Source organism: Spongiactinospora sp. TRM90649, assembly GCF_029382225.1.
In the GTDB taxonomy this organism is placed as follows: Bacteria; Actinomycetota; Actinomycetes; order Streptosporangiales; family Streptosporangiaceae; genus Spongiactinospora.
In genome coordinates this window covers 60181-87140 of sequence record NZ_JARLTC010000009.1, presented here as the reverse complement: position 1 = coordinate 87140, position 26960 = coordinate 60181, and the positions used below count along the sequence as shown (strand labels likewise).

Below are 26960 nucleotides of genomic sequence, written 5' to 3'. Positions count from 1 at the left end.
GGACGGGCAGATTGGCATACCTGTACGAGACGGCGCGGGTGGATTACAGCGACCTCGCCAGCGGCTCCGTCCTCCACTCCGCCCCCGGCATGCCCGCCTTCCCGGTACGGCTCGCCGCCGAGATCTTCCAGCGCGCCCTGGCCCTGCGCGGTGGCGCGGATCCGGCCGTGGTGTGGGACCCCTGCTGCGGGAGCGGCTACCTGCTGACCGTGCTGGCCCTGCTCCACCGCCCGCGCGTCAAGACGCTGCTGGCCTCCGACCTCTCCGAGGACGCACTGGGTACGGCACGGGCCAACCTGAACCTGCTGACCGAGACCGGCCTGCGGGACAGGGCGGCAGAACTGGCAGACCGGGCGGAACGCTTCGGGAAACCCGGCTACGCGCTGGCCGCCGAGGCGGCGGAGCGGCTGGCCCGCCGGCTGGCCGCGAGCGGCGGCCCGGTGCCCCACCACCTGCTCCGGCCGGCCGACGTCTTCGACCCCGCCCAGCTGGCCGCGGCGATCGACGGCGAAGAGCCGGACATCGTGCTCACCGATCCGCCCTATGACGAGCAGACCAGCTGGCAGGGAAGTCATCAGGACAAGAACCTGCCGGCGATGATGGCGGCGCTGGGGGAGGTCCTGCCCCCGCACACGGTGGTCGCCGTGGCCGTCCGCGGCCGCCGCGTGCCCGCGGGGGCGGGCGTCCGCCCGCGTCAGTCACTGCGGATCGGCACCAGAGCCGTCGCCTTCTTCGCCGCCGCCGACCTCACTGTGGCCGGCCGCCGGTCCTCGTCACGGTGATCCGCTGCCGGGCCGCCTCATAAAGGATGGCGGTGGCCGCGTTCGCGGCGTTCAGCGAACTCGCGGCTCCGACCATGGGGATGCTCACCATCGTGTCGCACGCCTCGCGCCATGCGCTGCTGAGCCCGCTGGTCTCGTTGCCGACCAGCAGGAGCGTCGGCTGGGTGAAGTCGAAGCTGAAGACGTCGCAGTCGCCGTGCTCGTCGGTGCCCACCACGACGATCGGCTTGCCGCGGTCACGCTGCGCGGCCACCCAGCCGACCACGTCGCCCGGCGCCGGCACCCGGACCGCGGGCAGGGAGAACAACGAGCCCGTGCTCGCCCTGACCGATTTCGGGTCGTACACGTCGGCCGCGTGACCCGCCACGATCAGCCCGTGCGCGCCCAGGGCGTCGGCTGAGCGGATGATGCTGCCGATGTTTCCGGGGCTCGTCGGGCGGTCGAACACGACGCCCAGGAAGTCGTCCCCGACCGCGATGCGACCGAGGTCGTCGGCGGGCATTCCGACGACGGCGACGGCCTCGGGCGGCGCCTCGTTCTTCTCACCCAGGTCCGCCAGCATCTCGGGAGCCATCGCGATCCGGTCGCCCCGCACGGCGTGCAGCAGCTCCTCCAGCCACTTCGACGGGTTCCGCTGCCCGTCGTAGATGAGCGCGTGGACGGGCCAGCCGTACTCCACCGCGAGCGAGATCGGACGGACTCCCTGGACCAGGAATTCGCGGGCTCGGGTCCGCTTGTTGCGGTTGGTGAGCAGGGACTCCCACTGCTGGAACCGAGCATTGCGCGTGGTGATTCGCTGAACCGCCGGCACCTGTGTCCTATCAGTCGTAGCGGGTCGCCGCAGGGCGGACTCGCTGGTTGGCGGCCGTCTGGCGGATGAGCATCGTGTCCTGCTGAAGACAGTGCCTCCGCCGGCCGGCCGGAATAGATGGTCGCTGCTGGATTGTCGTCGCCCACTGTTTCGGCGTGGGCGCTGCTTGATGTGGGTCGCCGACGATTCGCTTGCCGGCTGCTGATGCCGGGAATCGGGTGCCCTACGCGGTCACCACCTCCAGTTCGGGCAGGGGGAAGACCAGCTTCCCACCTGAGCGCAGGAAGTCGCGCTCGCGGGCGATCATCGGCTCCCTGTAGATCCACGGGAGGACCAGGAACTGGTCGGGGTGGCGTGCCCTGGCCTCCTCCTCGGAGACGATCGGGATGCCAGTGGCAGGGGTGTAGCAGCCGAACTTGTCCTGGTTCACCTCAGCGATGCAGGGTAGGTCGGCCTCGCCGAGCCCGCAGTACTGCAGGATCACGTTGCCTTTCGTCGAGGCGCCGTATCCGAGGGTGAGCAGGCCGTTCTTCCGCGACTCGGCGAGGAAGTCGAGCAGCCGGTCGCGGTGCTCCACGGTTCGCCGCGCGAACGAGGCGAGTGGGAGATCCTCTTCTCCGCTGCGGATGGCTGCCAGGGCCGCTTCGTTGACCTGGGAACCGGTCGTATGCCTGGCCAGGACGACCGAGAGGCTTCCGCCATAGACCGCGTTCAGTTCGGCGTCCAGGACCTTCAGCCCTGCGCGCTCGGCCATCCACTCGATCTGGCGCAGCGCGTAGTAGTCCAGGTGTTCGTGGCAAACCACGTCGTAGGCGGTGGCGCGGAGCATCGCGGGCAGGTAGCTCTGCTCGATGATCCAGATGCCGTCGTCAGTCAGCAGTTCCCGCACATCGCGCATGAAGTCCAGCGGCCGTGGCAGGTCGTAGAACATCGCGATGCAGGTGACGACTTTGGCGCGGCGCCCGCCGAGCAGGTCGCGGGAGAAGAAGTCGGTGATCCGCTCGACGTGCGGGGGGTAGAACTCGGCGAAGGCGGAGGCCGCGGGATCCACGCCGACCAGGGTGGGGCCGCCGACGGGGTAGGCCGACAACAGGGTGCCGTCGTTGCTGCCGATGTCCACCACCAGGTCGCCGGCGCCGAGCTCGACCATGTCCATGATGGCAGCGACCTTGCCGCGCAGGTGCTCGACCATGGAACGGTTCAGACCTGACCGGTAGCCGTAGCGCTCGCCGTACATGAGACCGAAGTCCGTGGTGTGGCGCAGCTGCACCAGCCCGCAGCCGCTCGGCGAGCAGACCACCAGCTCCAGCGGGACCTGCGGCACAGGCTCGTCGAGGGTGCGCGGGAAGACGCCGGTGAGGGCCTGCGCGCCCAGGTCGAGTACGGGCAGCAGTTCGGTGTTGTCGCAGATGCGGCAGCAGTCGATGACCGTCATGTGCGGTTGACTTGTCATGATTCTCCAGGACGGCTGTGCTCTTTGAGCCAGGAGACCACGTCCGAGGCGTCCGGCCAGTCGACCTCGGGGCCGGTGACCACGGGGAACTGGTCATCGACCCAGTCGCTGTCGAAGGTGGAGCGCGAGCCGACGGCGTCCCTGATCTCCCTCAAGGTGATCGTCGTCCGCGCGCCCACTTCCCACAGCCCCTCGGAGTCGAGATGCTCAGCCACCCACCGGCCGCACCAGTCGACCGGTGCGAAGCTCTGCTGTGATGACCCTGCCGCGTAGACCGGCCGGTCGCCGATCATGTCCTGCAGGACGCCCTTCTTGTAGCCGGTGCCGTACATGGGGCCCAGGCGGACGATGAGCCGGCCCGCGCAGAGCTCCTCGGCCTCGGCCCGGTGCCGGCCGTAGGGGGTGTCCAGCTGGGTGCGCGCGGAGATGGTGCTGATCTGGACAAAGCTCTTCCACTCCCAGTCGCGCAGGAACGCCTTGGTCTTGGCCACCGTCTCGCGGTGGTCGTCCTCGGGGTGGTGGCGCGCCCAGTAGCGGCGGGACGGGCAGGCCGCGTTGACCAGCACGTCGAACGGGCCGCTGCGGCGTGCCTCCTCGTAGTTCTCACGATAGACGGGTACGGCCGCGCCGCCGAGGGCGCGGACGATGGCCGATCCGACGAAGCCGCGCCCGCCGGCGACGGCGACTCTCACACGCGCTCCAAGGTGTGCGGCAGGGGCTCGACCTGCACCAGCGGCGGGTCACACTCGTCCCACGGCTTGGTGAGCATGGCGATGAACGTCAGCGACGAGATGGCGTGTACGGCATGCATGACTCCGCTCGGCGTCCTGGTGCACACCCCACGGGCGACGTGGATGAACTCCTCGGGGCACTTCGGGTCGTCGGGGTCGTCCTTGGTGACCAGCACGCCCTCGCCCTCGACGAAGAGCAGGTATTCGACAAAGTGCGGATGGTAGTGCAGGCCACGCACCTTTCCAGGGTGCATGTGCAGCATGTTGAATTCCAGGATGGGGTCGGGCGGCACCCACGTGAAAATGCCGCCGCGCCCATCTCTGATGGTATCCAAGTTGCAGGACGGTTTGAGGACTTCGATTTTCATGCGACCTCCACTCAGGTCGTTCCTCCGGGCGCAGGAGTAACCGAGGCTAACGTGCCACGGCGGCATTGGAGCTGAGGGAAATGCTAGATTTTGGCGCCGGTCGGCCGTGACGGCGCCTGTCCAGGGCAGACGCGCCAGGTGCCGGCGGCGCTCACTAGTAGATTCACTACACTGTTTTGCCGATTCGTGATGTTGGAAAGAATGTTGCGTATCGTGAAGCGCGATAAGGGCAACGCGTCCGTTTCAACTATGGCTGGATGACAGTTGACCGTCCGCGCAAGGCGATACCTCGCGCGGATGGCCTCATGGCTGGAGATTATCCTGACTAAGCGCGCACTGATCACTGGGATTACCGGCCAAGACGGCACTTATCTCGCTGAGCACCTTCTTGCCGCCGGTTATGAGGTATTCGGGATGATACGGGGCCAGGCGCCGCCTGCCACCCGTGGGAAGAAGCGGCCCAATCCGGAGGTCAGGCTCGTCAGCGGTGACCTGCTGGACCAGCCGAGTCTGATCGCGTCGATCGAGCAGGTGCAGCCGATCGAGGTCTACAACCTCGGCGCGCTGTCCTATGTCCCCATCTCGTGGCAGCAGGCGGCGACCACGGCGGAGATCACGGGGATGGGCGTTCTCCGTGTTCTGGAAGCGCTCAGGATCGTCAGCGGGGTGACCGACTCCCAGGCTCCGGGGCCGGGGCAGCCGCGCTTTTACCAGGCGTCCTCGTCGGAGATGTTCGGAAAGACCAGGGAGACCCCGCAGAACGAGCTCACGCCGTTTCACCCGCGTAGCCCATACGGCGTCGCGAAGACGTTCGGCCATTACACGGTGCAGAACTACCGTGAGTCGTACGGCATGTTCGCGGTCTCCGGCATTCTGTTCAACCACGAGTCGCCGGTGCGCGGCGCCGAGTTCGTGACGCGGAAGGTGTCGCTCGGCGTGGCCGCCATCAAGCTCGGCCTGCGGGACACCCTGCAACTGGGCAACCTGGACGCGGAACGCGACTGGGGGTTCGCCGGGGACTACGTGCGGGGCATGGCACTGATGCTGGCGCGGGACGAGCCAGAGGACTTCGTGCTGGGCACCGGCGTCACGCACAGCGTGAAAGAGCTGGTCGCGTCGGCCTTCGCCCACGTCGGCCTGGACTGGCGCGAGCACGTGGTGGTGGACCCCTCGCTGCTGCGTCCGGCCGAGGTCGACCAGCTGTGCGCCGATCCGGCCAAGGCGGGGGAGAAGCTCGGCTGGAAGCCCGCCGTCTCCTTCGAGGAGCTGGTCGCCATGATGGTGGACAGCGATCTGCGGCTGCTGTGGGACTCGCGCCACGACCTCGGCACCAAGGCGCCCGAGGTGGCCTCGTTGTGGTGAGCCCTCGTGCCGGACGGCTCGAAGACGTAAGGACACGTGATGACCTCAGCAGATCTGGATAGCCAGCACCTCCATCCCGGCGGCCCGCCGATCTTCCTCGACCACGTGCTGGGCGTCTCCGCCGAGCGGATCCTGTACGACACCGTCCTCGCCGAGGAGGGCAGCGGGTTCCATCACCCGCAGAACCGCTACCTGCTGGTGGAAGCCGACGAGGACTTCCCGCTGGAGGTGCCGGTGGACTTCTGCTGGGTCACCGCCCACCAGCTCACCACCCTGCTGCGGCACGGCTACTACGTCAACGCCGAGGCACGCAGCCTGCTGACCTGCCTGCACAGTCTGTGGTGAGCGTCGTGTCCACGCATCCGCTCAGGCTCGGCCTGCTGGGCTGCGCCGACATCGCCTGGCGCCGCACCCTACCGATGATCCAGTGTGAGCCCGCGGTCGAACTGGTGGCCGTCGCGGCCAGGGACATGGCCAAGGCCAAGGTGTTCGCCGACCGATTCGGCGGCCAGGCCATGGAGGACTACCGGGCGCTCCTGGAACGGCCGGACATCGACGCCGTCTACATCCCGCTGCCCGCCGGACTCCATCGAGAGTGGATCGTCAGGACGCTGAACGCCGGCAAGCACGTGCTCGTGGAGAAGCCGCTCACCACGCGACACGTCGACACGGTCGAGGTTTTGGAGCTGGCCGGGTCACGCGGGCTGACGCTGATGGAGAACCTCACATCTCTCCGGCACGGCCTGCACACCGCCGTCCAGGACCTGGTGTCCGGTGGGGAGGTCGGTGAACTGCGCATGCTCAGCGCCGCCTTCGGCTTCCCCCCGCTCAGCCCGAAGGACATCCGATACCGGCCAGACCTGGGCGGCGGCGCACTGCTCGACGTCGGCGTGTACCCGCTCAGCACGGCCCAGCGCTTCCTCGGCCCCGATCTCGAAGTGGTCGGCGCGACGCTGAAGCAGGATCCGGAGTGCGGCGTCGACGTGTCGGGCGACGTGTTGCTGCGTACGCCCGACGGCAGGACGGCTCATGTCGCCTTCGGGTTCGAGCATGGCTACCGCTGCGATTACGCGTTGTGGGGCAGCAGGGGGCGGATCTTCGTCGACCGCGCCTACACGCCTCCGCCGACCTGGCATCCGGTGATCAGGCTGGAGCGCCAGGACGAGGTGCGGGAGCTGACCCTGCCGCCCGAGGACCAGTTCGCCACCACCCTCCGCGCGTTCCTCCGCGCTGTGAGCACTTCGGAGCAGCCCGCCGAAGCGGAGGTGGCGATCCGTGTTCAGGCGCAGCTGGTCGACCAGATCAGGGATCGGGCGCAGGCTTAGTTCGCTCCGCGAACCGATCAGGAGACACAGCTGAGCGGAGGGCATATCGTCCTGCTCGGTGGCACAGGTGTGTCCTGGGACGCCAGGGGTGCGCGGGCAGCGCGGATGGGGCGAGCGCGGGTGGTCTACGACGCCGAAAAGGCATTGAAGGAGATGAGTGGGACGCCTACGTCACGCTCGGACGTACAGCGGCGACGAACGTGGGATCGCCTACGGAGTGCGAACCCTGGGGCGACGGAGGGGGCGTAGTAGTCGCCGGAGTCACGACCGGCCAGGGAGGACGGGAAAGCCGTCCGCAGGGCGAAGGACCCCCAGGTGATTCGGACATCCAAAAGCGGGGGTATGCGAAATGGTGTGCCACGAACGATGAAGGGAGCAGGTGGTAGGCAGAGCTTCTGGACGCGGTGCTGCGTGAAAGATGAAGGAAGGCCCTTCGGCGTTTCCCTGCGGGGGGAGATGTCAAACCACCCACTCCTGCATTGGCTGAAGACCGTGGTGGTGAGCGAGTGGGAAAGGCGCACCTGATGTGTCATATGGGGATCAGGAAGACTATGGCTGTTGACGTGTCGAAACATATAAGGACGACATCAAAACCGGGTTTGATTTTGGTCCAGAAACGAGCCTGGCGGGTGCCCGCCTATTGGCCAGGCGGTGTCCGGCATGGAGACGACGTGAGCCTGATCTGCTGCTTTCGTGTGGTACGTGGGAAGGCGTGCCCCGATACCGCCCGGCTGCGGGGCCGGCGAGAGGGAGCGTCCCAAGCGGCTGGCCTGCCATCCTCGTGACCACTCCCGCGATCTTCGGATGGCCCTGACCCACGCCACCGGGTGATCAAGAAGGAGCTGAACACTTACACATTTTCAAGATTGACTCGGCGATGTTTAGTAGATCCACTAGAGCGATTTCAAGATCATCATTGGTCGGTTTTGCGTGCTATGATTGCTATGTGTTCCGAACTGGTTGAGTTTGGCGTACTTAGTAAGTGCTTGACAACTATGTTCCCAATAGGGTGTGGGCCGCCAAATCGTGTCTTTGGCGTGGGTCGGCGCTCTCTTGTGCAGCGACATGACATCACTGTGTAATGTGGCATGACCGGTCCCTCGGTCCGACGAGAGGGGGATGCCATGTGAAAACCAATTAGAGGACGAGGACGTCGATCGCATTGATCGAATTCAACAGGGACGGATAAGGTCGATAGATAAGAGGACTATGCACTCCAACTCTGCTACCCCCTTATCGGAATTGCACGTCAAAATCATCGAAAGCATCGCCGCAGGAGAACGAACCCTTAAGATCGCCGGCAAGCTGTATCTTAGTCGCCAAGGGGTCGAATACCACGTCAGCAAGCTCTTGCAGCAGCTTCGAGTGCCGAACCGTCCGGCGCTCGTCGCCAAGGCGTATTCGATGGGAATTCTCCTCCCCGGCACGTGGCCGCCGGAATCGCCTCGGCACGACAGCCGTATCCCGCCGCCCCGCATGGAACGCTTTCCCGTTCCTTGAGAGTTGGAACGAAGTCGATCAGGCTGCGCGGGAAGGCGTCTGTCGCAGAAGTCGATGACCGGGCAGCAGGAAATGAGATCCACTGGCAGGTCTCGCATCAGCGGACTGCGGAACGGCCGTATCTGGCAGCCCGCTCCCATGGCCGGCGAGGTCGGATCCGGTTTCAGAGACCGGGCGACCGCGGCGGGCCAGGTGCGACTGGGTGAGAGGGTTCCCCGCCCCTGAGACTCAGCAGAACCGCAGTGCACCCACCGGGGAGCCGATGAGGCGGGCAGCGTGTCCACCGGGAAGTCGTGGACCGCCTCCCTGCCTCGATCGGAACGCCCGCCACGAGGTCTTGGTCCACCACGACGTCCACCCGCCCGATAATGGGCGGCTGCTCCGCCTCGGCGCCGGCTTGGCCGTATGACGGCGGTGCCGCCATCTCGCGTCGGTCGCGAGCGTCACCCGCACCGCCGAGGGCGTCGCCGCCCGGCCCCCGCCGCCTTCGGAAAGAAGAGGAGGAGGTCGGCGAAAGGCATCCACCATGGCGCGACGCCGTTCTCGGTTTCCTGCGGCGACACTGCGTGCGAGAGGTGAGCGGCGGATCTCCCGCGGCCACTCGGTGCGCCCATGGAAACATGCCCGACCTCCATCGGAGAGCTTACGTTCATATTCTCAGACATGCGCATAATATGCTTGATAATAGGCTAGGAATTTCCCTATAAAACTACGGCAAGACTGGCATCGAACTTTCAATGCCTACCGGTGGAGACTGAACGATGCGAGACGACGACCCGCGGGACCGGCCGATGGTGGTGGCGATTTGCGCTTTCCGCTGCGAGAACGTGCTCAAGCATGTGAGTCATAACCTGGCCCAGTTGTCCGGAGACCAGTATTTCGTGCTCCTCGACCGGCCTGCCAGCCCGGAGGCGGAGAAGGTGGCCGCCGAAGTGCGCGCGATGGGCGGAACCATGCGCATCATCGGCGCCACCCGGGGGCTGTCGGCCTCCCGCAACGAAGTGCTCGCGGAATGGCCGGAGCATCATGTGATGTTCGCCGACGACGACGTCCGGCTCGACAAGGCGGCCGTCACCGCCGTCCGCGAGTCCCTGCGCGCTGGCGCTCACATGGCCGGCGTCCGGCTGCGCCGGCCGCCGTGCCGCCTGCCGTGGTACTTCACCCCGGGCCAGTTCCACCTCGTCGGCTGGCACCGCGACGAAGGCGAGATCAAGATCTGGGGGGCCTGCATGGCGGTGGACACCGCCTTCGCCCATGCCCACGGCCTCCGCTTCGACCTGAAGCTCAGCCGTACCGGAAAGAGCCTCCAGTCCGGCGAGGACACCACCTTCATCAAGCTGATGAGACAGGCGGGCGGGCGGGAGGCGCTGCTGCCGGAGCACTCCGTCGTGCACGACGTGGACCGCGGCAGGCTGCGGCTGCGCTATCTCCTGCGGCGGGCCTACTGGCAGGGGAGGACGGAGGCCGGCAGGAACGAGACGGTCCCGGGACTGCGCAAAGAGTGGAACAGGCACCGCACCGCGGGCTGGCCGCTGGCCTGCCTGTACGGCGCCGCCACCGCCGCCGGCGCCGTCCACGGGCTTCTGCTGCGGCTGCGCCGGTCCCGCACGCCGATCTCCTCCCAGCACCGGCCCGACCAGATGTGATCACAGGCTGCCGATCACGTCCACGCTCGACTGGGCCTCCGTCACCTGCTTCCAGTACTGGCGCACGCCCTCATCGAGACCGGTCGTCGCCCGCCACCCCAGCGAGGCGGCGGCCAAGGAGGAGTCCAGCCAGGTGCTGCGCTGGTCGAAGTGCCGGCCGCGCTCCCGGATCACGGTGAGCTCGCGCCCGACCGAGGCCGAGACGATGTCCAGCAGCTCGGCCAGGGAGGTGGGCACGCCGGAGCCGACGTTCAGGATGGCGGGCACCCGGTCGGCCTTGTCCTCCCTGACGTACCGGTGGAGCGTCGCCAGGAGCCCGGTGACGTCGTCCACGTGCACGTAGTCCCTGACCACCTGGGGATCGCCGATGAGGCGGACCGGCTCGTCGCGGGCCGCGGCCGCCAGCCAGTTGGCGAGCACGCCGAAGCCCTGCGTGGGCCGCTGGCCCGGCCCGTAGACGTTGCCCAGCCGCAGCACCACCGGCTGCACCCGGTCCGCGTAGTGCAGCAGATCGCGCTCCAACTGTAGCTTCGCCCGGCCGTACGCGGAGGTGGGTCCCGTGGGCGCGGACTCCGCGTGCGGCGGCCAGGCGTGCGGGGCGTAGACCGTGCCTCCCGAACTGGCGAGTACGAACACCGGCCGATGGCCCGATTTCGCCACTTCCTCCAGCACGCTGATGAGCAGCGCCCGCTCCGCCGCGATCTCCCCGGGCCGGTACTCCGCGAGCGCCGGGGTCGTCCGCGTCGCGAGGAAGAAGGCGATCTCGGCTTCGCGCAACCCCGGCGCGGGACGGCCGTCGGTCACGGGTGGGCGGGTGCGGTTGAACGAGGCCGGCTCATGCCCGGCCCGGCGCAGCCCGGACACGAGCCGGGATCCGATGAATCCGGTGGCCCCGATCACTGCCGGCGGGCGCTTTCGCACGTGCGCTCCTTCCTCTCGGTCAGTCAGACCCGTGTACTCAGCTCGGCCAGGGAGGGGATGATCGTGACCCGCTCTCCCTCGGTGGGAACGGGCCTGGACGAGCGGATCGCGCGATACGCCCTGTCCAGATCCGGGTGCACCCCAGATGGGCGGCGGTAACCCGCGTCCTCCATGACGAAGGCCACGGCACACCCCAGGCCCAGTGCGGGCAGGACGTCGTGGTCGACCCGGTTGCCCACCACCAGCAGGTCGGCCGGAGGCAGGCCGAGGTGGTCCAGAGCCATCCCGAGCAGCGCCGGGTCAGGCTTGGCCACTCCCACGAGCGAGTCGAGGAACACCGCCTCGCAGGCGGCGCCGACCCCCCAGACCGAAAGGACGCCGGCGCACTCCGGCGGCTGGTTGGCCACGATGACCGTGCGCGTCTCCCGGGACAGCTCGTCGATGGCCCGCACCGCCCCGGGAATCTCCTGGGCCAGTTCGCTCCAGGCGCCGCGGACGCGCATCCAGCTCTCCGCCGCCTCCTCGGAACGGACGAGGATCTCATCACCCGAGTAGTGCCGATCGACCTGTTCGGTGAAAGTCCCGAGAGTCATTCCCGGGTCGGTGGCGCACAGCCGTTCGAACGTGCCCTGGAGCCAGGCCAGCTCGAAAGGTTCGTCATAGTAAATGACTCCGCCGACGTCCAACGCGGTGGCGCTGTATCCAGTCACGGCAACTCGCTCCAGCATCGTCAGGGCATCGTGGCGAGTCTTGCACGCGATTATTGAATAATCGACCGTAGCCGGGAATCACTAGTTGATTCCCTATTCTCCGGCGCAAAATCGCGACCGATATCCTGGCCCCGTGTATCGGCTGCGGCCGGAGCCTTTTGCGTGCGGGAGTAGCGCGGGTGAGCTTCCCGGGCGGAATTCCAGCGCAGCGCTTTCACCATTGTCCGCGGCTTGCCGACGGCGATGAGCTCGCATGGCCACGCGGGATCCACGACCGGCGGCCGGTACGGAACCGGCGTGACGGTCAGTCCTCCATGACGCCGGCTGTCACTTCAGTACGGCGCGAAGGGCTCCGATGAGCTGTTGCGCGCTGGGCAGCAGCGCGTGATCCAGTGCGAGCGCGTACGGGATGACCGCCCCGTCCGGCCGCGACACCCGCTTCGGCGCGGTGACCAGCGCGAACTCCTCAGCCGCCGTGGCCACGATCTCGCCGCCCAGGCCGCACGCGCGGTTGGAGTCGTCCACCACCACCAACCGCCCGGTCTTCGCGACGGACGTGCCCAGCGTCGCCCAGTCGATCGGGTAGACGGTCCTGGGGTCGACGACCTCGATCGAGGCCTCGTCGGCCAGCTCGGCCGCGACCTGCAGGGCGGTCTGCACCAGGTGACCGACGGCGACCACGGTGACGTCGGTGCCCTCGCGGTGGACCCTGGCGCTGCCGAGCGGAACCGGTCCCAGCTCTCCGGTGATCTCCTCGGCCGCCCCCATCAGGAACGTGGGGACGAACACGGCGACGGGGTCGGGGTCGCGGATCGCCGACAGCATCAGGCCATAGGCGTCCGACGGCGTCGCCGGCACGACGGTCTTGATCCCCACGTGCGCGAAGAGACTGTAGGGATGGTCGGAGTGCTGCCCGGCCATGCCGGAGCGCGAGCCCGAGCCGGGCACCAGGTAGGTGACGGGAACGCTCACCTGGCCGCCGGTCATCAGGGAGAACTTGTGCGCCTGGTTGGCGATCTGCTCGAACACCAGGTACAGCAGGGACGGGATCTGGTAGTCCACGACCGGGCGCTGGCCCGCCATCGCCGCACCGGTCGCGAGACTGGTGAAGCCCTGCTCTGACAGCGGCATGTCGACCACGCGGTCCTCGCCGTGTGCGGCGGCCAGCCCCGACGTGATGCCGGTCAGGCCGAGCCGTACGTCCTCCCCGAAGACGCACACCCGCTCGTCGCGGCTCATCTCGTCGTGCAGCGCCTGGTGCAGCGCGCCGATGTATGTCAGATGCGTCATCAGAGCACCGCCCCGGTCCGCGTTCCCATCGGATTGGCGTAGAGGTAGCGCAGCGCGTCTCCCGGATCCGGCGCCGGGCTCGATCGGGCGAACGCCACGGCGTCGGCGAGGAGTGCGGCGATCTCCTCGTCCGCGGCCTCGACGACATCTGCCGGGAGGCGGCCGGCCTGCAGCGTCAGCGGATCGCGATCCCGCCAGCGGGCGACCTCGTCGTCGTCGCGGTAGTTGAGTCCCACCTGGTGCTCGTAGGAGTGGTGACCATTGAAGCGGTAGGTCCGGCACTCCAGGAAGTAGGGGCCGGCGCCGCGCCGGCAGCCGTCGACCGCCTCGTCCGCCGCCTCGGCCACCGCCTCGACGTCCATGCCGTCGACCGCGCGCGCTGTGACGCCGAAGCCGGCGGCCCGCCGCACCGGATCGCCCGCCAGTCCCGCGGCCACCGGCAGGCTGGTCGCGTACCCGTTGTTCTCGCAGACGAACACGACCGGCAGCGACCAGAGCGCGGCCAGGTTGAACGCCTCCAGCACGACCCCCTGGCTCAGCGCCCCGTCTCCGAAGAAGCTCACCGCCACCTGATCGCGGCCGGCCCGTCTGGCCGCCCACGCCGCGCCGACCGCGATGGGAGCGCCCGCTCCCACGATCCCGTTCGCGCCGAAGATCCCCAAGCTGACGTCGGCCGCGTGCATCGAGCCGCCGCGGCCGTGGTTGAGGCCCTCGATGCTGCCGCACAGCTCGGCCAGCATCCGCTTCGGATCGGCCCCTTTGGCCAGCACGTGCCCGTGTCCCCGGTGGGTGCTGGTGATGACGTCGTTCACGGCCAGGCGGGAGCACACGCCCACCGCTATCGCTTCCTGGCCGATGTACGGATGAATTCCACCCACGAGTTCCCCGGAAAGGGCCATTTCAAGGCAGCGTTCTTCGAATTCGCGGATCAGGCGCATCTCTCGATAAAGGTGACGGGATCGTTCCGGCGCGCTCGTCAAAGAACTACCTTTCCCGATGAAGACATGGCATCACTGTACGCGGAGGAAATCTCCGGGAAACTGAGGAAAACCCCAAAATATTAGCGCTGGGCGCGCACGGGGCTGTCGGCCGCCGCCCATGCGTAAACCTGGGCGATCCCTTCATCGAGGGAGGTGCGGGTGCGCCATTTCAGCTCGGCGGTCGCCCTGCTCACCTCCAGCGCGGAGTGCAGCAGTTCACCGGCGCGGGGGCGGGCGAACAACGGCTCCGGGGTACGGCCGGCGATTCGCCCGATGACCTCCAGCACGTCCAAGACGGTGGCCGGGGTCCCGGTGCCGATGTTCCACACCCCGGGACCCCCATGCTCGATCGCGGCGAGGAACGCCTCGACGATGTCGCCGACGTAGACGTAGTCGCGGGTCTGCCTGCCGTCGCCGTACACGGTCGGCCGTTGCTCGCGCAGGATCTGGCCGCAGAAGATCGCCACGACGCCGGCCTCTCCCGACGGGTCCTGGCGCGGGCCGTAGACGTTGCCGAGCCGGAGCACGGCGTGGCCGGTGCCGTACAACCTGTTGTAGAGGCCGATGTACTGCTCGGCGCAGTATTTGGCGGTGCCGTAGGGGGACTCGGGCCTCGGCGTGAGCTCTTCGGGGGAAGGGCTCACGGTGGTGGTGCCGTACAGGGCGCCGCCGGTGGAGGCGAAGACGACCCTGGCGCCGACCGCGCGCGCGGCCTCCAGCACGTTGACGGTGCCGACCACGTTGATCCCCGCGTCCGCCGCGGGCGCGGCGACCGAGACCCGCACGTCGGGCTGGGCCGCCAGATGGCAGATCACGGCCGGGCGGAGCCGCTGGACCACGCCGGTGAGCGCCGCGGCGTCCGCGATCGACTGTCGGTAGACGGTGACCTGCGGGTTCACCCGTCCGGCCAGGCCGGTGGACAGGTCGTCGAGAACGGTTACGGCGTCTCCCCGCTCGAACAACGCGTCCGTCAGGTGTGAACCTATGAACCCGCATCCGCCGGTCACGAGCACACGCATGCCACTCCTAGGCTTTCACGAGCTCTTCCAGGACGCCGACGACGTCGGTGGGCGCGGGCATCTCGGCGATCTCCCTGGCGATCTCGCCCGCTCCCCGGACGTATCGGGGGTCGCTCAGCAGTTCCCGGCCGGCGGCGGCCAGGACGTCAGGGGTGTCCTCTCCGGGCGGCAGCGTGATCGCGGCGTGCGTGGCGGCCAGCATCTGCGCCCACTCGATGAACCTGCTCTCCTGCGGGATGATCAGCTGCGGCACCCCGGCGTGCAGCGCGGCCAGCGCGGTCATGGTGCCGGAGTGGTGGACGATCAGATCGCAGGTGTGCAGCACCACATCCAGCGGGAACCAGCCGGCGTGGGCGACGCCGCGCTCGTCGCGCAACTCTTCGGCCACCTCGTCCGGCGCCGCGACCACCACCTCCACGTCCAGGGCCGAGAAGGCGTCGACGAGGCCGAGGAGGAAGCCGAAGTTGTGGTCGGTGGTCGCGAGGCTGCCTGCGGTCACCACCACCCTGCGGCGTTCTCCCTGGCTGAACATCCACGGTTCGAGCGGACGCTGCTCGTTCATCGGGGTCCACCGCAATGGCTGCACAGAGCCGGCGCCCTCGGGCAGCAGGCTCGCCGGGAAGATGTCGACGGCCAGGTCGAAGGCGGGGACGTGATCGAGTTTCAGTTTGTCCAGCTCGGGGCGGAGCTCCTCCTCCACGCCGGGGTGGACGCCTTCCCTGTCGACCGTGTTCCCGGTCAGCAAGTGCCGTACGCACGGCACGCCGAGCGGGCCGGCGAGCATGGGCGCGACGTAGGAATGCGGGCCGCCGACGATGAGGTCGGGCCGCCAGTCGGTCACCAGGTCGTGCAGGCGGTCGAAGCCGGCGGCGGCCATCCGCCCGAACATGCCGCCGAGGAAGAGCGGCAGCTCCGCCTCGTTCTGCGGGATGCGCAGGTCATTGCCCGCGCGATCCAGCGTCATCAGTTCCGTCAGGGTCAGCGAAGTCATCGAGTACGCCGGCACGCCGATGCCCACGGCCGCGGAGACGCCCTCCAGCGAGGAGGCGAGGATGATGCGATGGCCGCGCGCCTTGGCGGCGGTCGCGAGGGGAGCGAGGCCGAATACGCTCGACTTCGTCGGTCCGGCGATAAACAGTATCTTCACAGGTCCTCCGATCCGCGTCGGCTAAATGTATATTCAACCGACCGTCGTCGCGCAACGCCTCGGTAAGGTCAAGTGTTTTTCCTAGACTTCTCGATCATCTCCAATTGGATGCTTTCAAATCGGCCCGCAGGCATATTTTATGGTGCTCTGTGCCGGGGCTTCGCGGGGCGGTCCGCGCGGCAGGAAGGGCTCGTCTGGCTTTTGCGGGATGGATGGAGGTTATTATGTGGCCAGGCACCCGGCCACAACAGTCGCTTGGATGAGCCACGGGCGGAAATGCTGCGGCGGAAACTCATCGGCCGATACATCGAGGGCCGCCGCCGGGTGCCGCACAGTATGCCGAGAACTGAGTGACGCTGAATATCAGCCGTCCACGGCCAGTCCCTACGGTGTCGGGTTCGCGCGTCCCGGATGCCGGGATGGGTCACTGAGCGACTGGCGAAAGACGTCTTCTCCCTTCCCATGTATCCGTCGATGTCCACCGACGCTCTGCGTGAGGTGCCGCCGACACTGTGAACCGAAGGAGATCGTGATGAGCACGTGCCGGGTGTGCGACGGCGACGTCGTGGAGTTCCTCGACCTCGGCCGCCAGCCGCTTTCCGACCACTTCCAGAGCGAGCCCGGCCTGCCCGGCGAGTTCTTGTATCGCCTCGCCGTCGGCGTGTGCGAGGCCTGCACGATGGTGCAGCTCATGGAAGAGGTGCCGCGGGAGAAGATGTTCCACGAGGACTACCCGTACTACTCCTCCGGCTCGTCGGTGATGCAGAAGCACTTCGAGGTCACCGCGCGCCGCTTTCTGCAAACCGAGCTGACCGGACAAGACCCCTTCATCGTCGAGATCGGCTCCAACGACGGGGTGCTGCTGCGCACCATCCACGAGGCGGGCGTCCGGCACCTGGGATTCGAGCCGTCGGGCAAGGTGGCCGACGTGGCGCGGGCAAGCGGCCTGCGGGTGCGCGGTGACTTCTTCGAAGAGGCGAACGCGATCGAGGTCCACCGGAGCGAGGGCTTCGCCGACGTCATCTACGGAGCCAACACGATCTGCCACATCCCCTACCTGAAGTCGGTCTTCCGCGGCGTCGACGCGCTGCTCGCCTCCGACGGCGTCTTCGTCTTCGAAGACCCCTACCTGGGCGACATTCTGGAGAAGAGGTCCTTCGACCAGATCTACGACGAGCACTTCTTCTTTTTCACCGCGCGATCGGTGCAGGCGGCGGCGGCGCGCTTCGGGTTCGAGTTGATCGACGTCGAGCGGCTGCCGGTGCACGGCGGCGAGGTGCGCTACACGATCGCCCGCGAGGGCGCGCGCCGCCCCTCGGAGGCTCTTGCGCGGCTGATCGCCGAGGAGGATGCGCGCGGCCTGTCGGACCTGCACCGGCTGCGCCGCTTCGTCGCTGAAATCAACGACATCCGCGACAATCTGGTCGGCCTGCTGCGCCGGCTGAAGGACGAGGGGAAGACAGTCGTCGCCTACGGCGCGACGGCCAAGAGCGCCACCGTGACCAACTTCTGCGGCATCGGCCCCGAACTGGTGGCGTGGGTGTGCGACACGACGCCGGCCAAGCAGGGACGGCTGACGCCGGGGATGCACATCCCCATCCGGCCGCCGGACGCCTTCGCCGCCGAACCCGCCGACTACGCGCTGCTGTTCGCCTGGAACCACGCCGAGGAGATCATGGCCAAGGAGCAGGAGTTCCGCAGAGCGGGCGGCCAGTGGATCCTCTATGTTCCCGAGGTCCACGTTGCAGGCGCGTGAGCTGGCGGTCGAGGGCGCCTTCGTCTTCGCGTCGGCCGTCTACCCGGATGAGCGGGGCTTCTTCCTCTCACCGTTCCTGAAGTCGGTCTTCACCGAGACGGTCGGGCATCCGTTGTTCCCGGTGGGCCAGATCAGCTACAGCGTCTCCCGCAGGGGCGTCGTGCGGGGTGTGCACTTCACGGCCACCCCGCCGGGCACGGCCAAGCTCGTCTGCTGTCCACGGGGGCGGGTGCTGGACTTGGTCGTGGACGTGCGGGTCGGTTCTCCCACGTTCGGGCGGTGGGACAGCGTCACCCTCGACGCCGCCAACCGTGCCTCCCTCTACCTTCCCGTGGGCGTCGGCCACCTGTTCGTCGCGCTGGAGGACGACAGCATGATGTCCTACACCCTGTCCCAGGAGTACGTGCCGGAGAACGAGCTGGCGCTGTCGCCCTTCGACCCCGCACTGCGGCTTCCCCTGCCCGACGGCGCCGGGGTCATCCTGTCCGACCGCGACCGGGCGGCACCGAGCCTCGAACAGGCCCGGAGCGCGGGCATGCTGCCCGACTACCGGCGCTGCCGCGAACTTACCGCGCACTTTCGGCAAGAGCCCGCGTCATCATCATGAGCGCCTCGTCCAGAGGCAGCCTGGGGCGCCATCCCGTGACCGAGCGGAAGGCCGAGGCGTCCACCGACATGCCGGCGAAGTCGGTCCCCGGCGCGTCGGCCGGCGGCGGGACGGAGACCACCGGGACGGGCGGCCGCCCGGTGTGCGCGGACGCCAGTTCGGCGATCATCCTGAAGACCTCGCCGATCGGCTTGCTATGGCCGCGCCCGAGCAGCCAGTGCCGGCCGGTCAGGGCGTCGCCGTGATCGAGTGCCGCGACGAAGGCGTCGGCCACGTCGCGGACGTGGAGCAGGTCCCTTTCCACCGTCCCGTCGTGCCACATGCTGATCGGTTCGCCGGCCAGGGCCCGCCGCGCCATCGCCGCCAGGACCCCCCGGTCGCCGCCACCGCCGCCGAACACCGTGGGCAGCCGCAGGGAGAGACCCCGGACGACGCCCGCGCCCGTGGCCTGCTTGAGCAGATTCTCCGCCGACTGTTTCTGGCGGTCGTAAACGGTCTGGGGACGATCGGGCTCGGTGCCGTCGATGGGCATCTTCAACACCGGGCCCACCTGGGAGACGGAACCGGCGAAGGCGACCACGGGGGGTCGCCCCCGCCGGGGCGACGACCGGAGACAGTCGAGGAGATCGCGCATCACGCCCACGTTGACCCGGGCGCTCGCGAGGGGGTCGGCGTCACGCCAGCCCACGGTGTCGAGCACGAGATGGACCACCGCGTCCGCGCCCGCCACCGCGGCCGAGAGGTTGCCGGCGACGGTCAGGTCGGCCGAGCGCGTCTCGAAGTCGGCCCGGCCCGTCCGCGACACCGTCGCGGGCCTGCGCGCGACGGCCCGCACGGTGACGGGACGTTCGGCGAGCGCCGCCAGCACTGCGGAACCCACGAACCCGGACGCGCCGAGCACCGTGATCAGTGGCCGGGTCATCTGTCGTTCCGGTAGAGCGCCTGCCAGTAGTACGGCCACGCTATGGTTCGGCTCTCGGCGACGCAGCGCCAGTCGTCGCCGGGCAGATAAGCGGTGACGAACTTACGCGACTGGGCCTCGACCGCCCGGTTGTCGTGGATATCGATGATGTCGCGCAGAAGTCCTGTCCGCAGCGCCAGGGCGACCACCTCGTTCCCTTGGGAGTGGCCGTCCAGGCTCTTGTCCATGTACTTCCCGACCGGATTGTTCACGTAGAGGTGGCGGCAGCTTTCCGCGATGCGGGCGAGATAGGCGTGCACCGTCTCCGCGTTCATCTCCGCGAATGAGTCGATGTTGACGCACAGCTCGAAGCGGTGGTCGCGAAAGAGGGCGGCCACGTCGGCCACGGGATGGAAACGGACCTTGGCGAACTGCTCGTCGTCCAGAACGGCGCGCAGGTAGCCGCTGGACAACGTCAGCAAATTCTCCAGGTCGATGATGTGGTAATCGGCGACATCGTGATTGGACAGCATCGCGTGGCAGGTCCGGCCGTAACCCGCGCCGATTTCCACGACCGCCGCGCCGTCCAGTTCGACGCCGGCCGACATGAACTCCACCTCGAACACGGCCTGCAGGTAGTCCAGGCAGACAGTCTCGCCGTCGTACCTGATGGCGATGGGGTTTCCCAGGGTCCGCTCGCGGATGTTGCGGAGCCTCGTCCAATTGGCCGCGCTCAGCCCGGAGCTCAGGGCGTGAATCAAAGTCTTCAGATATCGCACGCCATTGACTCGCGGATCCCAAAGCGCGAGTTTGAAGTTCACCTCGTTCGACTTGAAGTTGGCGAGATCCGCTACGGCTCCTTTTGTCACCTGGGTTCTGCCGTACCGATCCCAAAGCGGGCTCCGGTCATACATGTTGTCCATGGCCATCCTCGCAGGGGTCGTAAGAAAACGATAGCAAAGGATGCCGTCCGGGCCGGGGGACAGGGTGCACACTAGATGTTCTACTAGATATTACCGGCGCCATTGATCTGGATTTTCGCCGACCGTAGAGTGAGTAGTCATTGGGTCGGCTGGCACTATTTCAGCTTTATGATTGGAGGTCAATGCCAAGCACGGTCTTGGTCATCGGCGGCGGTCCGGCCGGCTCCACGGCGGCGGCCCACGACCTGTTCGACTCCGTCACCGGCTCGTACCTGAGAACCGTTCCCACCCTGGGCATCGGTCGGACCCGTTGAACGAGGAATCCGTATGCTGAATCGACGGCGTTTCGTCACCCTCGGCGCCACCGTGCTGGGCGGTGCCGCGGTCCTGCCGTTCACCGGAGACTTGCTGCCCCCGCTGACGCCCCCCGCGAACGGGCATCACGCCGGCCACATGGGGAGCGCCGCCCTGGCGGACGCCACCACTGTGACGTTCGCCCCGTTCACCCAGCGGATGCCCGTGCCCGCGACGCTCACACCGTCGCAGACGACCGCGGACACCGACATCTACACGCTGCCCATCAGGACCGCCGAGACGGAGCTGATCCCGGGCCTGCGCACCCCCGTGCTCACCTACGGCGGCCAGTTCGTCGGCCCCACCATCCGGGCCGAGAAGGGCCGCCGGACTCAGGTGACCTTCACGAACGAGCTGGACCGGCCGACCAACGTGCACCTGCACGGCGGCCACGTCTCGCCGGAGAACGACGGCCACCCCATGGACCTCATCGCTCCAGGGCAGACGAGGGCCTACGCATATCCGAACGCGCAGCGTGCCTCGACGCTGTGGTATCACGACCACACGCATGGCCTGGAAGCCGACCATATCTACCGCGGCCTGCACGGCTTCTACCTGATCGAGGACAAGGCCGAACGGCGGTTCAACCTGCCCAAGGGCGCGTACGACGTGCCCATCATGCTGCGCAACGCGCAGTTCGACGAGAACGGCGCCCTGGTCTTCGGCCACCCCGACAACCGGACCACCACCCTGGTGAACGGCAAGGCGCAGCCGTACCTGCCGGTCGCCGCGCGCAGGTACCGGTTCCGGCTGCTCAACTCCGCCCTCAAGCACGTCTACCAGCTGAACATCGGCGGCGTGCCGTTGACGAAGATCGCATCGGACGGCGGACTCCTGCCCGCGCCGGTGGAGCAGACGGAGGTGGTGGTCTCCTCGGGCGAGCGCGTGGAGATCGTCGTGGACTTCGCCCCGCACGTGGGGCACGGCCCGTTGTATCTGTACGACGGGGAGAACCCGATCCTGCGCTTCGACGTGTCGCCGACCGACGGCCGCGATCGCAGCTGCGTGCCCGACGTCCTGGTCCCGCTGCCGGCGCTCGCCGCCGCCACCGTCGAACGCACGGTGATCATGAGCATGGACATGTCGCTCAGGCCCCCCATCGGCCTGATCAACGGAAGGCCGTTCGACCCCAACCGGGTGGACATTCAGGTCAAGCAGGGCGCCACGGAGATCTGGAACATCGTCAACGCCGACGTGTCCCCGTTTCCCTTCGATCACCCCTTCCATACTCACCTGCTGCAGTTCCAGGTGCTCGGCAGGGACACCGGCCCGTCGCTGCCCGAGGACGCGGGTCTCAAAGACACCGTCTACGTGCCACCGCTGGGGTCGGTACGCATACAGATGACCTTCGACACCCCTTACCTGGGCCGTTACATGTACCACTGCCATTTCCCCGAGCATTCCGCGCTCGGAATGATGGCCCAGATGGAGATCATCCCCTGAGGAGACGGGCTCGTGCGCACACCAGGTATCTTCGTCGGCGCGCTTGGGACCTTCACGCCCCCGACCGTGAGCGTGGAGTGGGCCGTCGCGAACGGCCACTATCCCTCCGAGGACGTCGAGATGCACGAACTCGGCGGGACCGCGATCGCCGGCGAGATCCCGCCCCCGGAGATGGCCCTGCGCGCCGCGCAGCAGGCGGTCAAGCGATGGGGCGGTTCGCCTCCCGGGTTCGACCTCCTCCTGTACGCCAGCACCTGGCACCAGGGGCCGGACGGCTGGCCGCCGCACTCCTACCTCCAGCGGCACCTGGTGGGCGGCGACCTGCTCGCGCTGGAGATACGGCAGGGCTGCAACGGCATGATGGCCGCGATGGAGTTGGCGGCGGGCTGTCTGCTGGCCGTACCGGAGCGCAGCAGTGCGCTGCTCGTCGCCGCGGACAACTACGGCACGCCGCTGATCAACCGCTGGCGGATGGGGCCCGGGTTCATCGGCGGTGACGCCGCGTCGGCCGTCGTGCTGACCAAAGAGCCCGGGTTCGCGCGGCTCCGCTCGGTGTGCTCCAAGACGATCCCCGAGGCCGAGGCGCTGCACCGCGGTGACGAGCCGTTGTTCCCGCCGAGCATCACCCGCGGGCGGCCCACGGACTTCAGCGCCAGGATCGGCCAGCAGTTCGCCACTCAGAGCCCGGCGGCGGCGGCCATGGCCACGATGCCCGAACAGCTGACGGCCCTGGTCGGCCAGGCGCTGGAGGAGTCGGGAATCCAGATGGGCGACATCGCCCGGGTGGCTTTCATGAACTATTCCAGGGAGGTCGTCGAGCAGCGTGTGATGGCCGCGTGGGACCTGCCGATGGAGCGTTCGACCTGGGAATTCGGCCGCACCATCGGGCACTGCGGCGCGAGCGACCACATTCTCTCGTTCGAGCACCTGGTCCGCACCGGCGAGCTGAAGCCGGGAGAGCACATGCTGATGCTCGGAACCGCGCCCGGCCTCGTCCTTTCCTGCGCGATCGTCCAGGTCCTGGAGCGGACCGCGTGGGCCTAGAAAACCGACAGCAGAGGGAGGACGTCCGTGGAGCCCACTGCGCTCAAGCCGCTTCCGGCGGCTCACCAACCGCTCGCCGTGATCGGCATCGGCTGCCGTTTCCCGGGAGGCGTCAACTCGCCCGACGCGTTCTGGGACCTGATGACCCGTGGCGAGACCACCACGGGAGAGGTGCCGGAAGGCCGCTGGGACGGCTACGGGGACCTCGGGCCCGAGTTCGCGACCACGCTGCGGCGGGTCATCAGGGTCGGCAACTTCCTGAGCGAGATCGATGGCTTCGACGCGGAGTTCTTCGGTATCTCCCCGCGCGAGGCCGAGCTGATGGACCCGCAGCAGCGGATCTTTCTTGAGGTGGCCTGGCAGGCTCTGGAGCACGCGGGCATCCCGCCCCGCGCACTGGCCGGAACCGACACGGGCGTCTTCGCCGGCATCTGCACCTACGACTACGGCGGCCGGCAACTGGAGGACCTGCCGAGCCTCGACGCCTGGACCGGCATCGGCTCCGCGAACTGCGCGGTCTCCAACCGCGTTTCGCACGCCCTGGACCTGCGCGGGCCGAGCATGACGGTGGACACGGCCTGCTCCGCCTCGCTGGTGAGCCTGCACCTGGCGGCGCAGAGCCTGCGCCTGGGGGAGAGCGCCGTGGCGCTCGCCGGTGGCGTCAACCTGCTCGTCTCACCTGGACAGTCGCTCACGCTCGACGCCGCGGGAGCGCTGGCCCCCGACGGGCGCAGCAAGTCGTTCGACGCCTCCGCCGACGGCTACGGCCGCGGTGAGGGCTGCGGCGTCGTGGTGCTGAAGCTCCTGGCCGACGCGGAGCGGGACGGCGACCGGGTGCTGGCGGTACTGCGCGGCAGCGCGGTCAACCAGGACGGCAGGACCAACGGGATCATGGCGCCGTGCGGCCAGGCGCAGGAGCACGTCATGACAGGCGCGCTGCGGGCTGCCGGGATCGAGCCGGGCACGGTGGACTACATCGAGGCCCACGGGACGGGGACCCCGCTCGGCGACCCGATGGAAGCGGCGGCGATCGGCGCCATCTACGGCACCGGCCGGACGGGTCCCTGCCTGGTCGGCTCGGTGAAGTCGAACATCGGCCACCTGGAGGGCGCGGCCGGCGTCGCCGGTGTCATCAAGGCGGTCCTGGCGCTGGACCGCGCCGAGATCCCGTCCACCGTGCTGGCCACCGAGATCAACCCGGCGATCGAGTGGGACCGGCTGGGACTGAAGCTGGTGACCGGCCAGACCCCGTGGCCCGAGCGCGGCCATCCGCGTCGCGCGGGCGTGTCCGGCTTCGGGTACGGCGGGACCGTCGCGCACGTGCTGCTGGAGCAGGCCCCACCCCGGGCGGCGACACAGCGGGAAGCCACCCCCGAAACCGAGATGCTCTTCCCCCTCTCGGCCGCGTCGCCGTCCGCGCTCCGGCCCATGGCCGAGGCCCTGGCCGACCAGATCGAGCAGGGTGGGGACCTGGCCTCCATCGGGCACACGCTGGCCCTGCGCCGCTCGCACCTGGCCGAGCGGGCGGTGGCGGTGGCCGCCGGCCGCGACGAGCTCGTCAGGGAGCTGCGGGCGCTGGCCGCAGGGGAGCCCACGGACGGCGTCGTCGCGGGTTCGCCCGCCGGCGAGGACGCCAGTCTGGTCTGGGTCTTCTCGGGGCACGGCTCCCAGTGGCCGGGCATGGGCCGCGAGCTACTGGCCGAGCCGGTGTTCGCGCAGGTGATCGAGACCCTGGAGCCCATCTACCGCACGGAGATCGGGTTCTCCCCGAGGCAGGTGCTGCTGGAGGACGCGTTAGGCGACGTCGACCGCATCCAGACCATGATTTTCGCGATGCAGCTCGGGCTCGCCGCGCTCTGGCGGTCTCATGGGGTGAGCCCGGACGCCGTCATCGGGCACTCCGTCGGCGAGATCGCCGCGGCCGTCGTCGCGGAGGTCCTGACGGTGGAGGAAGGGGCCCGGCTGATCTGCCGGCGTTCGGCGCTCCTGCGCCGGGTCTCCGGCAAGGGGGCGATGGCGATGGTCACGCTGCCGTTCGCGGAGGCCGCCGCGCGGCTCGGCGACCGGACGGACGTGGTGGCGGGAATCGCCTCCTCGCCGCACTCCACGGTGGTGTCCGGCGACCGGGACGCGATCGAGGCGCTGATCGAGCAGTGGGCGGAAGAGGGCGTCGGGGTCCGCCGCGTCCCCGCCGACGTGGCCTTCCACAGCCCTCACATGGACCCGTTGCTTCCCGACCTGATGGCCGCCGCGGCTGACCTCACGCCGAAGCAGGCCCGCATTCCGATCTACACCACCGCTCTGGAGGACCCGCGCGCGGCGATGACGGCCGACAGCGCCTACTGGGCGGCGAACCTTCGCAACCCGGTGCGCCTGGCCGACGCCGTCAGCGAGGCCGTCGCCGACGGCCACCACGCCTTTCTGGAGATCTCCCCGCATCCGGTGGTGACGCACTCCATCCACGAGACGCTGGCCGAGCTCGGCGTGGAGGACGGCTTCGCCGGCTCGACTCTGCGCCGGAACAACCCGCAGGCGCGTGCCTTCCTCAGCGCCGTGGCCAAGGCCCACTGCAACGGGATCGCCGTCGACTGGCGGGCGCTGCACCCGAAGGGCGAGCTGGCCACGCTGCCGGTCCACCCGTGGCGGCACCGCACGCACTGGCACCGGCCGGGTCCGCGGACGCGGGTGAAGGGACGCGGCCACAGCGTGGCCTCGGCCGGCCTGCTGGGCACCCGGACCAGCATCGCCGGGAGCCCGCTGCTGGTGTGGCAGACCGCGCTCGACGACGCGAGCCGCCCGTATCCGGGCAGCCACGCGCTGAACGGCGTGGAGATCGTTCCCGCCGCCGTGTTCGCCGTCACCTTCCTCGACGCGGCCGCGCGCGACGGCCGATCGCCGGTGCTGGCCGAGCTCGCGATGCGCCACCCGCTGATGACGGCTGACCTCAGGGAGGTCCAGGTCGTCCGCGACGGCCATGCCGTACGGCTGGCGTCACGCATGGCCGGCGACGACGGGGAGGATCCCGCCTGGCTCGTCCACGCCGACGCCAGAGTCGGCGAGCAACCCTCGCGCGCGCCCGGTTCGCTGGTGGACTCCGCGGAGTATCGCCTGGAACCGGCCGACCCCGGCTTGGTGCGCCGGGCGTTGACCGAGGTCGGCGTGCCGTCGACCGGGTTCGAGTGGACCATCGAGGATCTGCTGTCGGGCAACGGCGTCCTGCGGGCGCGCGTTTCCTTCGCCGACGCGAGCACCTGGGCGCCGGCGCTGGACGCGGTGATGTCCATGGCCCCGGTGGCCTTCCCGGGCGTCCGGCTGCTGCGCATGGCGGTCCACATCGAGGAGATGGTCATGGCAGGCGCGCCGCCGCGGGCCGCGACCGTCGAGGTGGTGCTCGATCAGGACCGGCCCGACGTGGTCGACGCCGTGGTCGCCGACGAGGCGGGGCACGTGCTCGCGAGCGTGGCCGGTCTGCGCTACCAGGTGATCGACGCGCCTCCGCCGGCCGAGGACGGGCCAGGGGCGGCCGAGGAGGCCGTGCCGTTCGCCGACCTGCCGCCCGAACGGCTGCGCGAGCACGTGCTGGACGAGGTGCGCGGCCAGATCGCGACGGAGATGCGGCTGTCCGCCGCGGACTTGCATCTCCGGCGCCCGCTCGCCGAGCAGGGACTCGACTCGGTCATGACGGTGGTGATCCGCCGGAGGCTGGAGAAGCGCCTGGGACAGAGCCTGCCGGCCACCCTGTTCTGGCAGCGGCCCACTGTCCAGGGCATCGCCGACTATCTGACCGGACTGCTGACCGAGGTCTGACGGCAGCAGAAGGTTCTTTCCCAAAGATAAGCTCTTTTGGTTATTCGGAAGGCGGTGAAACCGGCGACGTCCAGATCTTC

The 26960-nt window shown here is 68.5% G+C and carries 24 protein-coding genes; 12 read left to right on the top strand and 12 right to left on the bottom strand.

Features of this window, described 5'->3' with window-relative positions; all coding sequences use genetic code 11:
• Positions 1-11: 11 nt before the first annotated feature.
• Entirely contained in the window at positions 12-782 is a 771-nt protein-coding gene (locus tag P3X83_RS12930; protein WP_277305249.1) for an rRNA methyltransferase, read from the top strand.
• Here the strand turns inward: P3X83_RS12930 and P3X83_RS12925 are convergent.
• The 4 genes from P3X83_RS12925 to P3X83_RS12910 form a co-directional block, all read right to left on the bottom strand.
• Complete coding sequence (locus P3X83_RS12925) at positions 748-1593, bottom strand: RNA methyltransferase (protein WP_277305248.1); 846 nt, start codon at positions 1591-1593, stop codon at positions 748-750. The two genes, P3X83_RS12930 and P3X83_RS12925, sit on opposite strands and share 35 nt — an antisense overlap.
• Positions 1594-1816: 223 nt before the next feature.
• The gene (locus P3X83_RS12920) at positions 1817-3046 is read right to left on the bottom strand and encodes a class I SAM-dependent methyltransferase (RefSeq protein WP_277305247.1); all 1230 of its coding nucleotides are present in this window, start codon (positions 3044-3046) and stop codon (positions 1817-1819) included.
• Positions 3043-3738 (bottom strand): hypothetical protein, encoded by a 696-nt coding sequence (locus P3X83_RS12915; protein ID WP_277305246.1) that lies wholly within the window; start codon positions 3736-3738, stop codon positions 3043-3045. The genes P3X83_RS12920 and P3X83_RS12915 overlap by 4 nt, the downstream gene beginning before the upstream one ends.
• On the bottom strand, positions 3735-4145 hold the full coding sequence (locus tag P3X83_RS12910; protein WP_277305245.1) for a hypothetical protein: 411 nt from the start codon (positions 4143-4145) through the stop codon (positions 3735-3737). Before P3X83_RS12910 ends, P3X83_RS12915 begins: the two co-directional genes overlap by 4 nt.
• A 321-nt stretch (positions 4146-4466) precedes the next feature.
• On the opposite strand from P3X83_RS12910, the gene P3X83_RS12905 reads away from it, so the two are divergent.
• The 5 genes from P3X83_RS12905 to P3X83_RS12885 all read left to right on the top strand — a co-directional run bounded on the left by P3X83_RS12905 (position 4467) and on the right by P3X83_RS12885 (position 9978).
• Positions 4467-5507 (top strand): GDP-mannose 4,6-dehydratase, encoded by a 1041-nt coding sequence (locus P3X83_RS12905; RefSeq protein ID WP_277305425.1) that lies wholly within the window; start codon positions 4467-4469, stop codon positions 5505-5507.
• Positions 5508-5546: 39 nt separating this feature from the next.
• Positions 5547-5852 (top strand): NDP-hexose 2,3-dehydratase family protein, encoded by a 306-nt coding sequence (locus P3X83_RS12900; RefSeq protein ID WP_277305244.1) that lies wholly within the window; start codon positions 5547-5549, stop codon positions 5850-5852.
• 5 nt (positions 5853-5857) lie between these two features.
• Positions 5858-6832, top strand: coding sequence for a Gfo/Idh/MocA family oxidoreductase (locus tag P3X83_RS12895; RefSeq protein ID WP_277305243.1), 975 nt, complete (start codon positions 5858-5860; stop codon positions 6830-6832).
• 1209 nt (positions 6833-8041) lie between these two features.
• Positions 8042-8332, top strand: coding sequence for a LuxR C-terminal-related transcriptional regulator (locus tag P3X83_RS12890; protein WP_277305242.1), 291 nt, complete (start codon positions 8042-8044; stop codon positions 8330-8332).
• Between the two features lie 761 nt (positions 8333-9093).
• The gene (locus P3X83_RS12885; protein ID WP_277305241.1) at positions 9094-9978 is read left to right on the top strand and encodes a hypothetical protein; all 885 of its coding nucleotides are present in this window, start codon (positions 9094-9096) and stop codon (positions 9976-9978) included.
• On the opposite strand, the gene P3X83_RS12880 is transcribed toward P3X83_RS12885, so the two are convergent.
• From P3X83_RS12880 to P3X83_RS12855, 6 genes are all read right to left on the bottom strand, one after another.
• Entirely contained in the window at positions 9979-10899 is a 921-nt protein-coding gene (locus tag P3X83_RS12880) for an NAD-dependent epimerase/dehydratase family protein (protein WP_277305240.1), read from the bottom strand. It lies immediately after the preceding gene.
• A 23-nt stretch (positions 10900-10922) separates the two neighbouring features.
• Positions 10923-11609 (bottom strand): HAD family hydrolase, encoded by a 687-nt coding sequence (locus P3X83_RS12875; protein WP_277305239.1) that lies wholly within the window; start codon positions 11607-11609, stop codon positions 10923-10925.
• Between the two features lie 327 nt (positions 11610-11936).
• Entirely contained in the window at positions 11937-12899 is a 963-nt protein-coding gene (locus P3X83_RS12870) for a transketolase C-terminal domain-containing protein (RefSeq protein ID WP_277305238.1), read from the bottom strand.
• The gene (locus P3X83_RS12865) at positions 12899-13837 is read right to left on the bottom strand and encodes a thiamine pyrophosphate-dependent dehydrogenase E1 component subunit alpha (protein WP_277305237.1); all 939 of its coding nucleotides are present in this window, start codon (positions 13835-13837) and stop codon (positions 12899-12901) included. Before P3X83_RS12865 ends, P3X83_RS12870 begins: the two co-directional genes overlap by 1 nt.
• Before the next feature lie 122 nt (positions 13838-13959).
• Positions 13960-14898 (bottom strand): NAD-dependent epimerase/dehydratase family protein, encoded by a 939-nt coding sequence (locus P3X83_RS12860; RefSeq protein WP_277305236.1) that lies wholly within the window; start codon positions 14896-14898, stop codon positions 13960-13962.
• 7 nt (positions 14899-14905) lie between these two features.
• The gene (locus tag P3X83_RS12855) at positions 14906-16045 is read right to left on the bottom strand and encodes a glycosyltransferase (protein ID WP_277305235.1); all 1140 of its coding nucleotides are present in this window, start codon (positions 16043-16045) and stop codon (positions 14906-14908) included.
• 532 nt (positions 16046-16577) lie between these two features.
• On the opposite strand from P3X83_RS12855, the gene P3X83_RS12850 reads away from it, so the two are divergent.
• Positions 16578-17801, top strand: coding sequence for a class I SAM-dependent methyltransferase (locus tag P3X83_RS12850; protein WP_277305234.1), 1224 nt, complete (start codon positions 16578-16580; stop codon positions 17799-17801).
• On the top strand, positions 17770-18408 hold the full coding sequence (locus P3X83_RS12845) for a dTDP-4-dehydrorhamnose 3,5-epimerase family protein (protein WP_277305233.1): 639 nt from the start codon (positions 17770-17772) through the stop codon (positions 18406-18408). The genes P3X83_RS12850 and P3X83_RS12845 overlap by 32 nt, the downstream gene beginning before the upstream one ends.
• On the opposite strand, the gene P3X83_RS12840 is transcribed toward P3X83_RS12845, so the two are convergent.
• Together P3X83_RS12840 and P3X83_RS12835 are read right to left on the bottom strand one after the other, a co-directional pair.
• Positions 18368-19330, bottom strand: a complete 963-nt coding sequence (locus P3X83_RS12840) for an NAD-dependent epimerase/dehydratase (protein WP_277305232.1) — start codon at positions 19328-19330, stop codon at positions 18368-18370. The genes P3X83_RS12845 and P3X83_RS12840 overlap by 41 nt on opposite strands.
• The gene (locus P3X83_RS12835) at positions 19327-20232 is read right to left on the bottom strand and encodes a putative sugar O-methyltransferase (RefSeq protein ID WP_277305231.1); all 906 of its coding nucleotides are present in this window, start codon (positions 20230-20232) and stop codon (positions 19327-19329) included. The genes P3X83_RS12840 and P3X83_RS12835 overlap by 4 nt, the downstream gene beginning before the upstream one ends.
• Positions 20233-20414: 182 nt before the next feature.
• Between P3X83_RS12835 and P3X83_RS12830 the strand changes: the two genes are divergently transcribed.
• The 4 genes from P3X83_RS12830 to P3X83_RS12815 are packed head-to-tail and all read left to right on the top strand — an operon-like array spanning position 20415 to position 26880.
• Positions 20415-20546 carry a hypothetical protein gene (locus P3X83_RS12830; protein WP_277305230.1) on the top strand — a complete coding sequence of 44 codons (132 nt, stop codon included), beginning with the start codon at positions 20415-20417 and terminating at the stop codon, positions 20544-20546.
• 13 nt (positions 20547-20559) lie between these two features.
• Positions 20560-22029 carry a multicopper oxidase family protein gene (locus P3X83_RS12825; RefSeq protein ID WP_277305229.1) on the top strand — a complete coding sequence of 490 codons (1470 nt, stop codon included), beginning with the start codon at positions 20560-20562 and terminating at the stop codon, positions 22027-22029.
• 12 nt (positions 22030-22041) lie between these two features.
• Positions 22042-23073, top strand: coding sequence for a ketoacyl-ACP synthase III family protein (locus P3X83_RS12820; RefSeq protein WP_277305228.1), 1032 nt, complete (start codon positions 22042-22044; stop codon positions 23071-23073).
• Positions 23074-23100: 27 nt separating this feature from the next.
• A complete protein-coding gene (locus P3X83_RS12815) occupies positions 23101-26880 on the top strand; it encodes an acyltransferase domain-containing protein (RefSeq protein WP_277305227.1) in 3780 nt (1259 codons plus the stop codon).
• Positions 26881-26960: the final 80 nt, after the last annotated feature.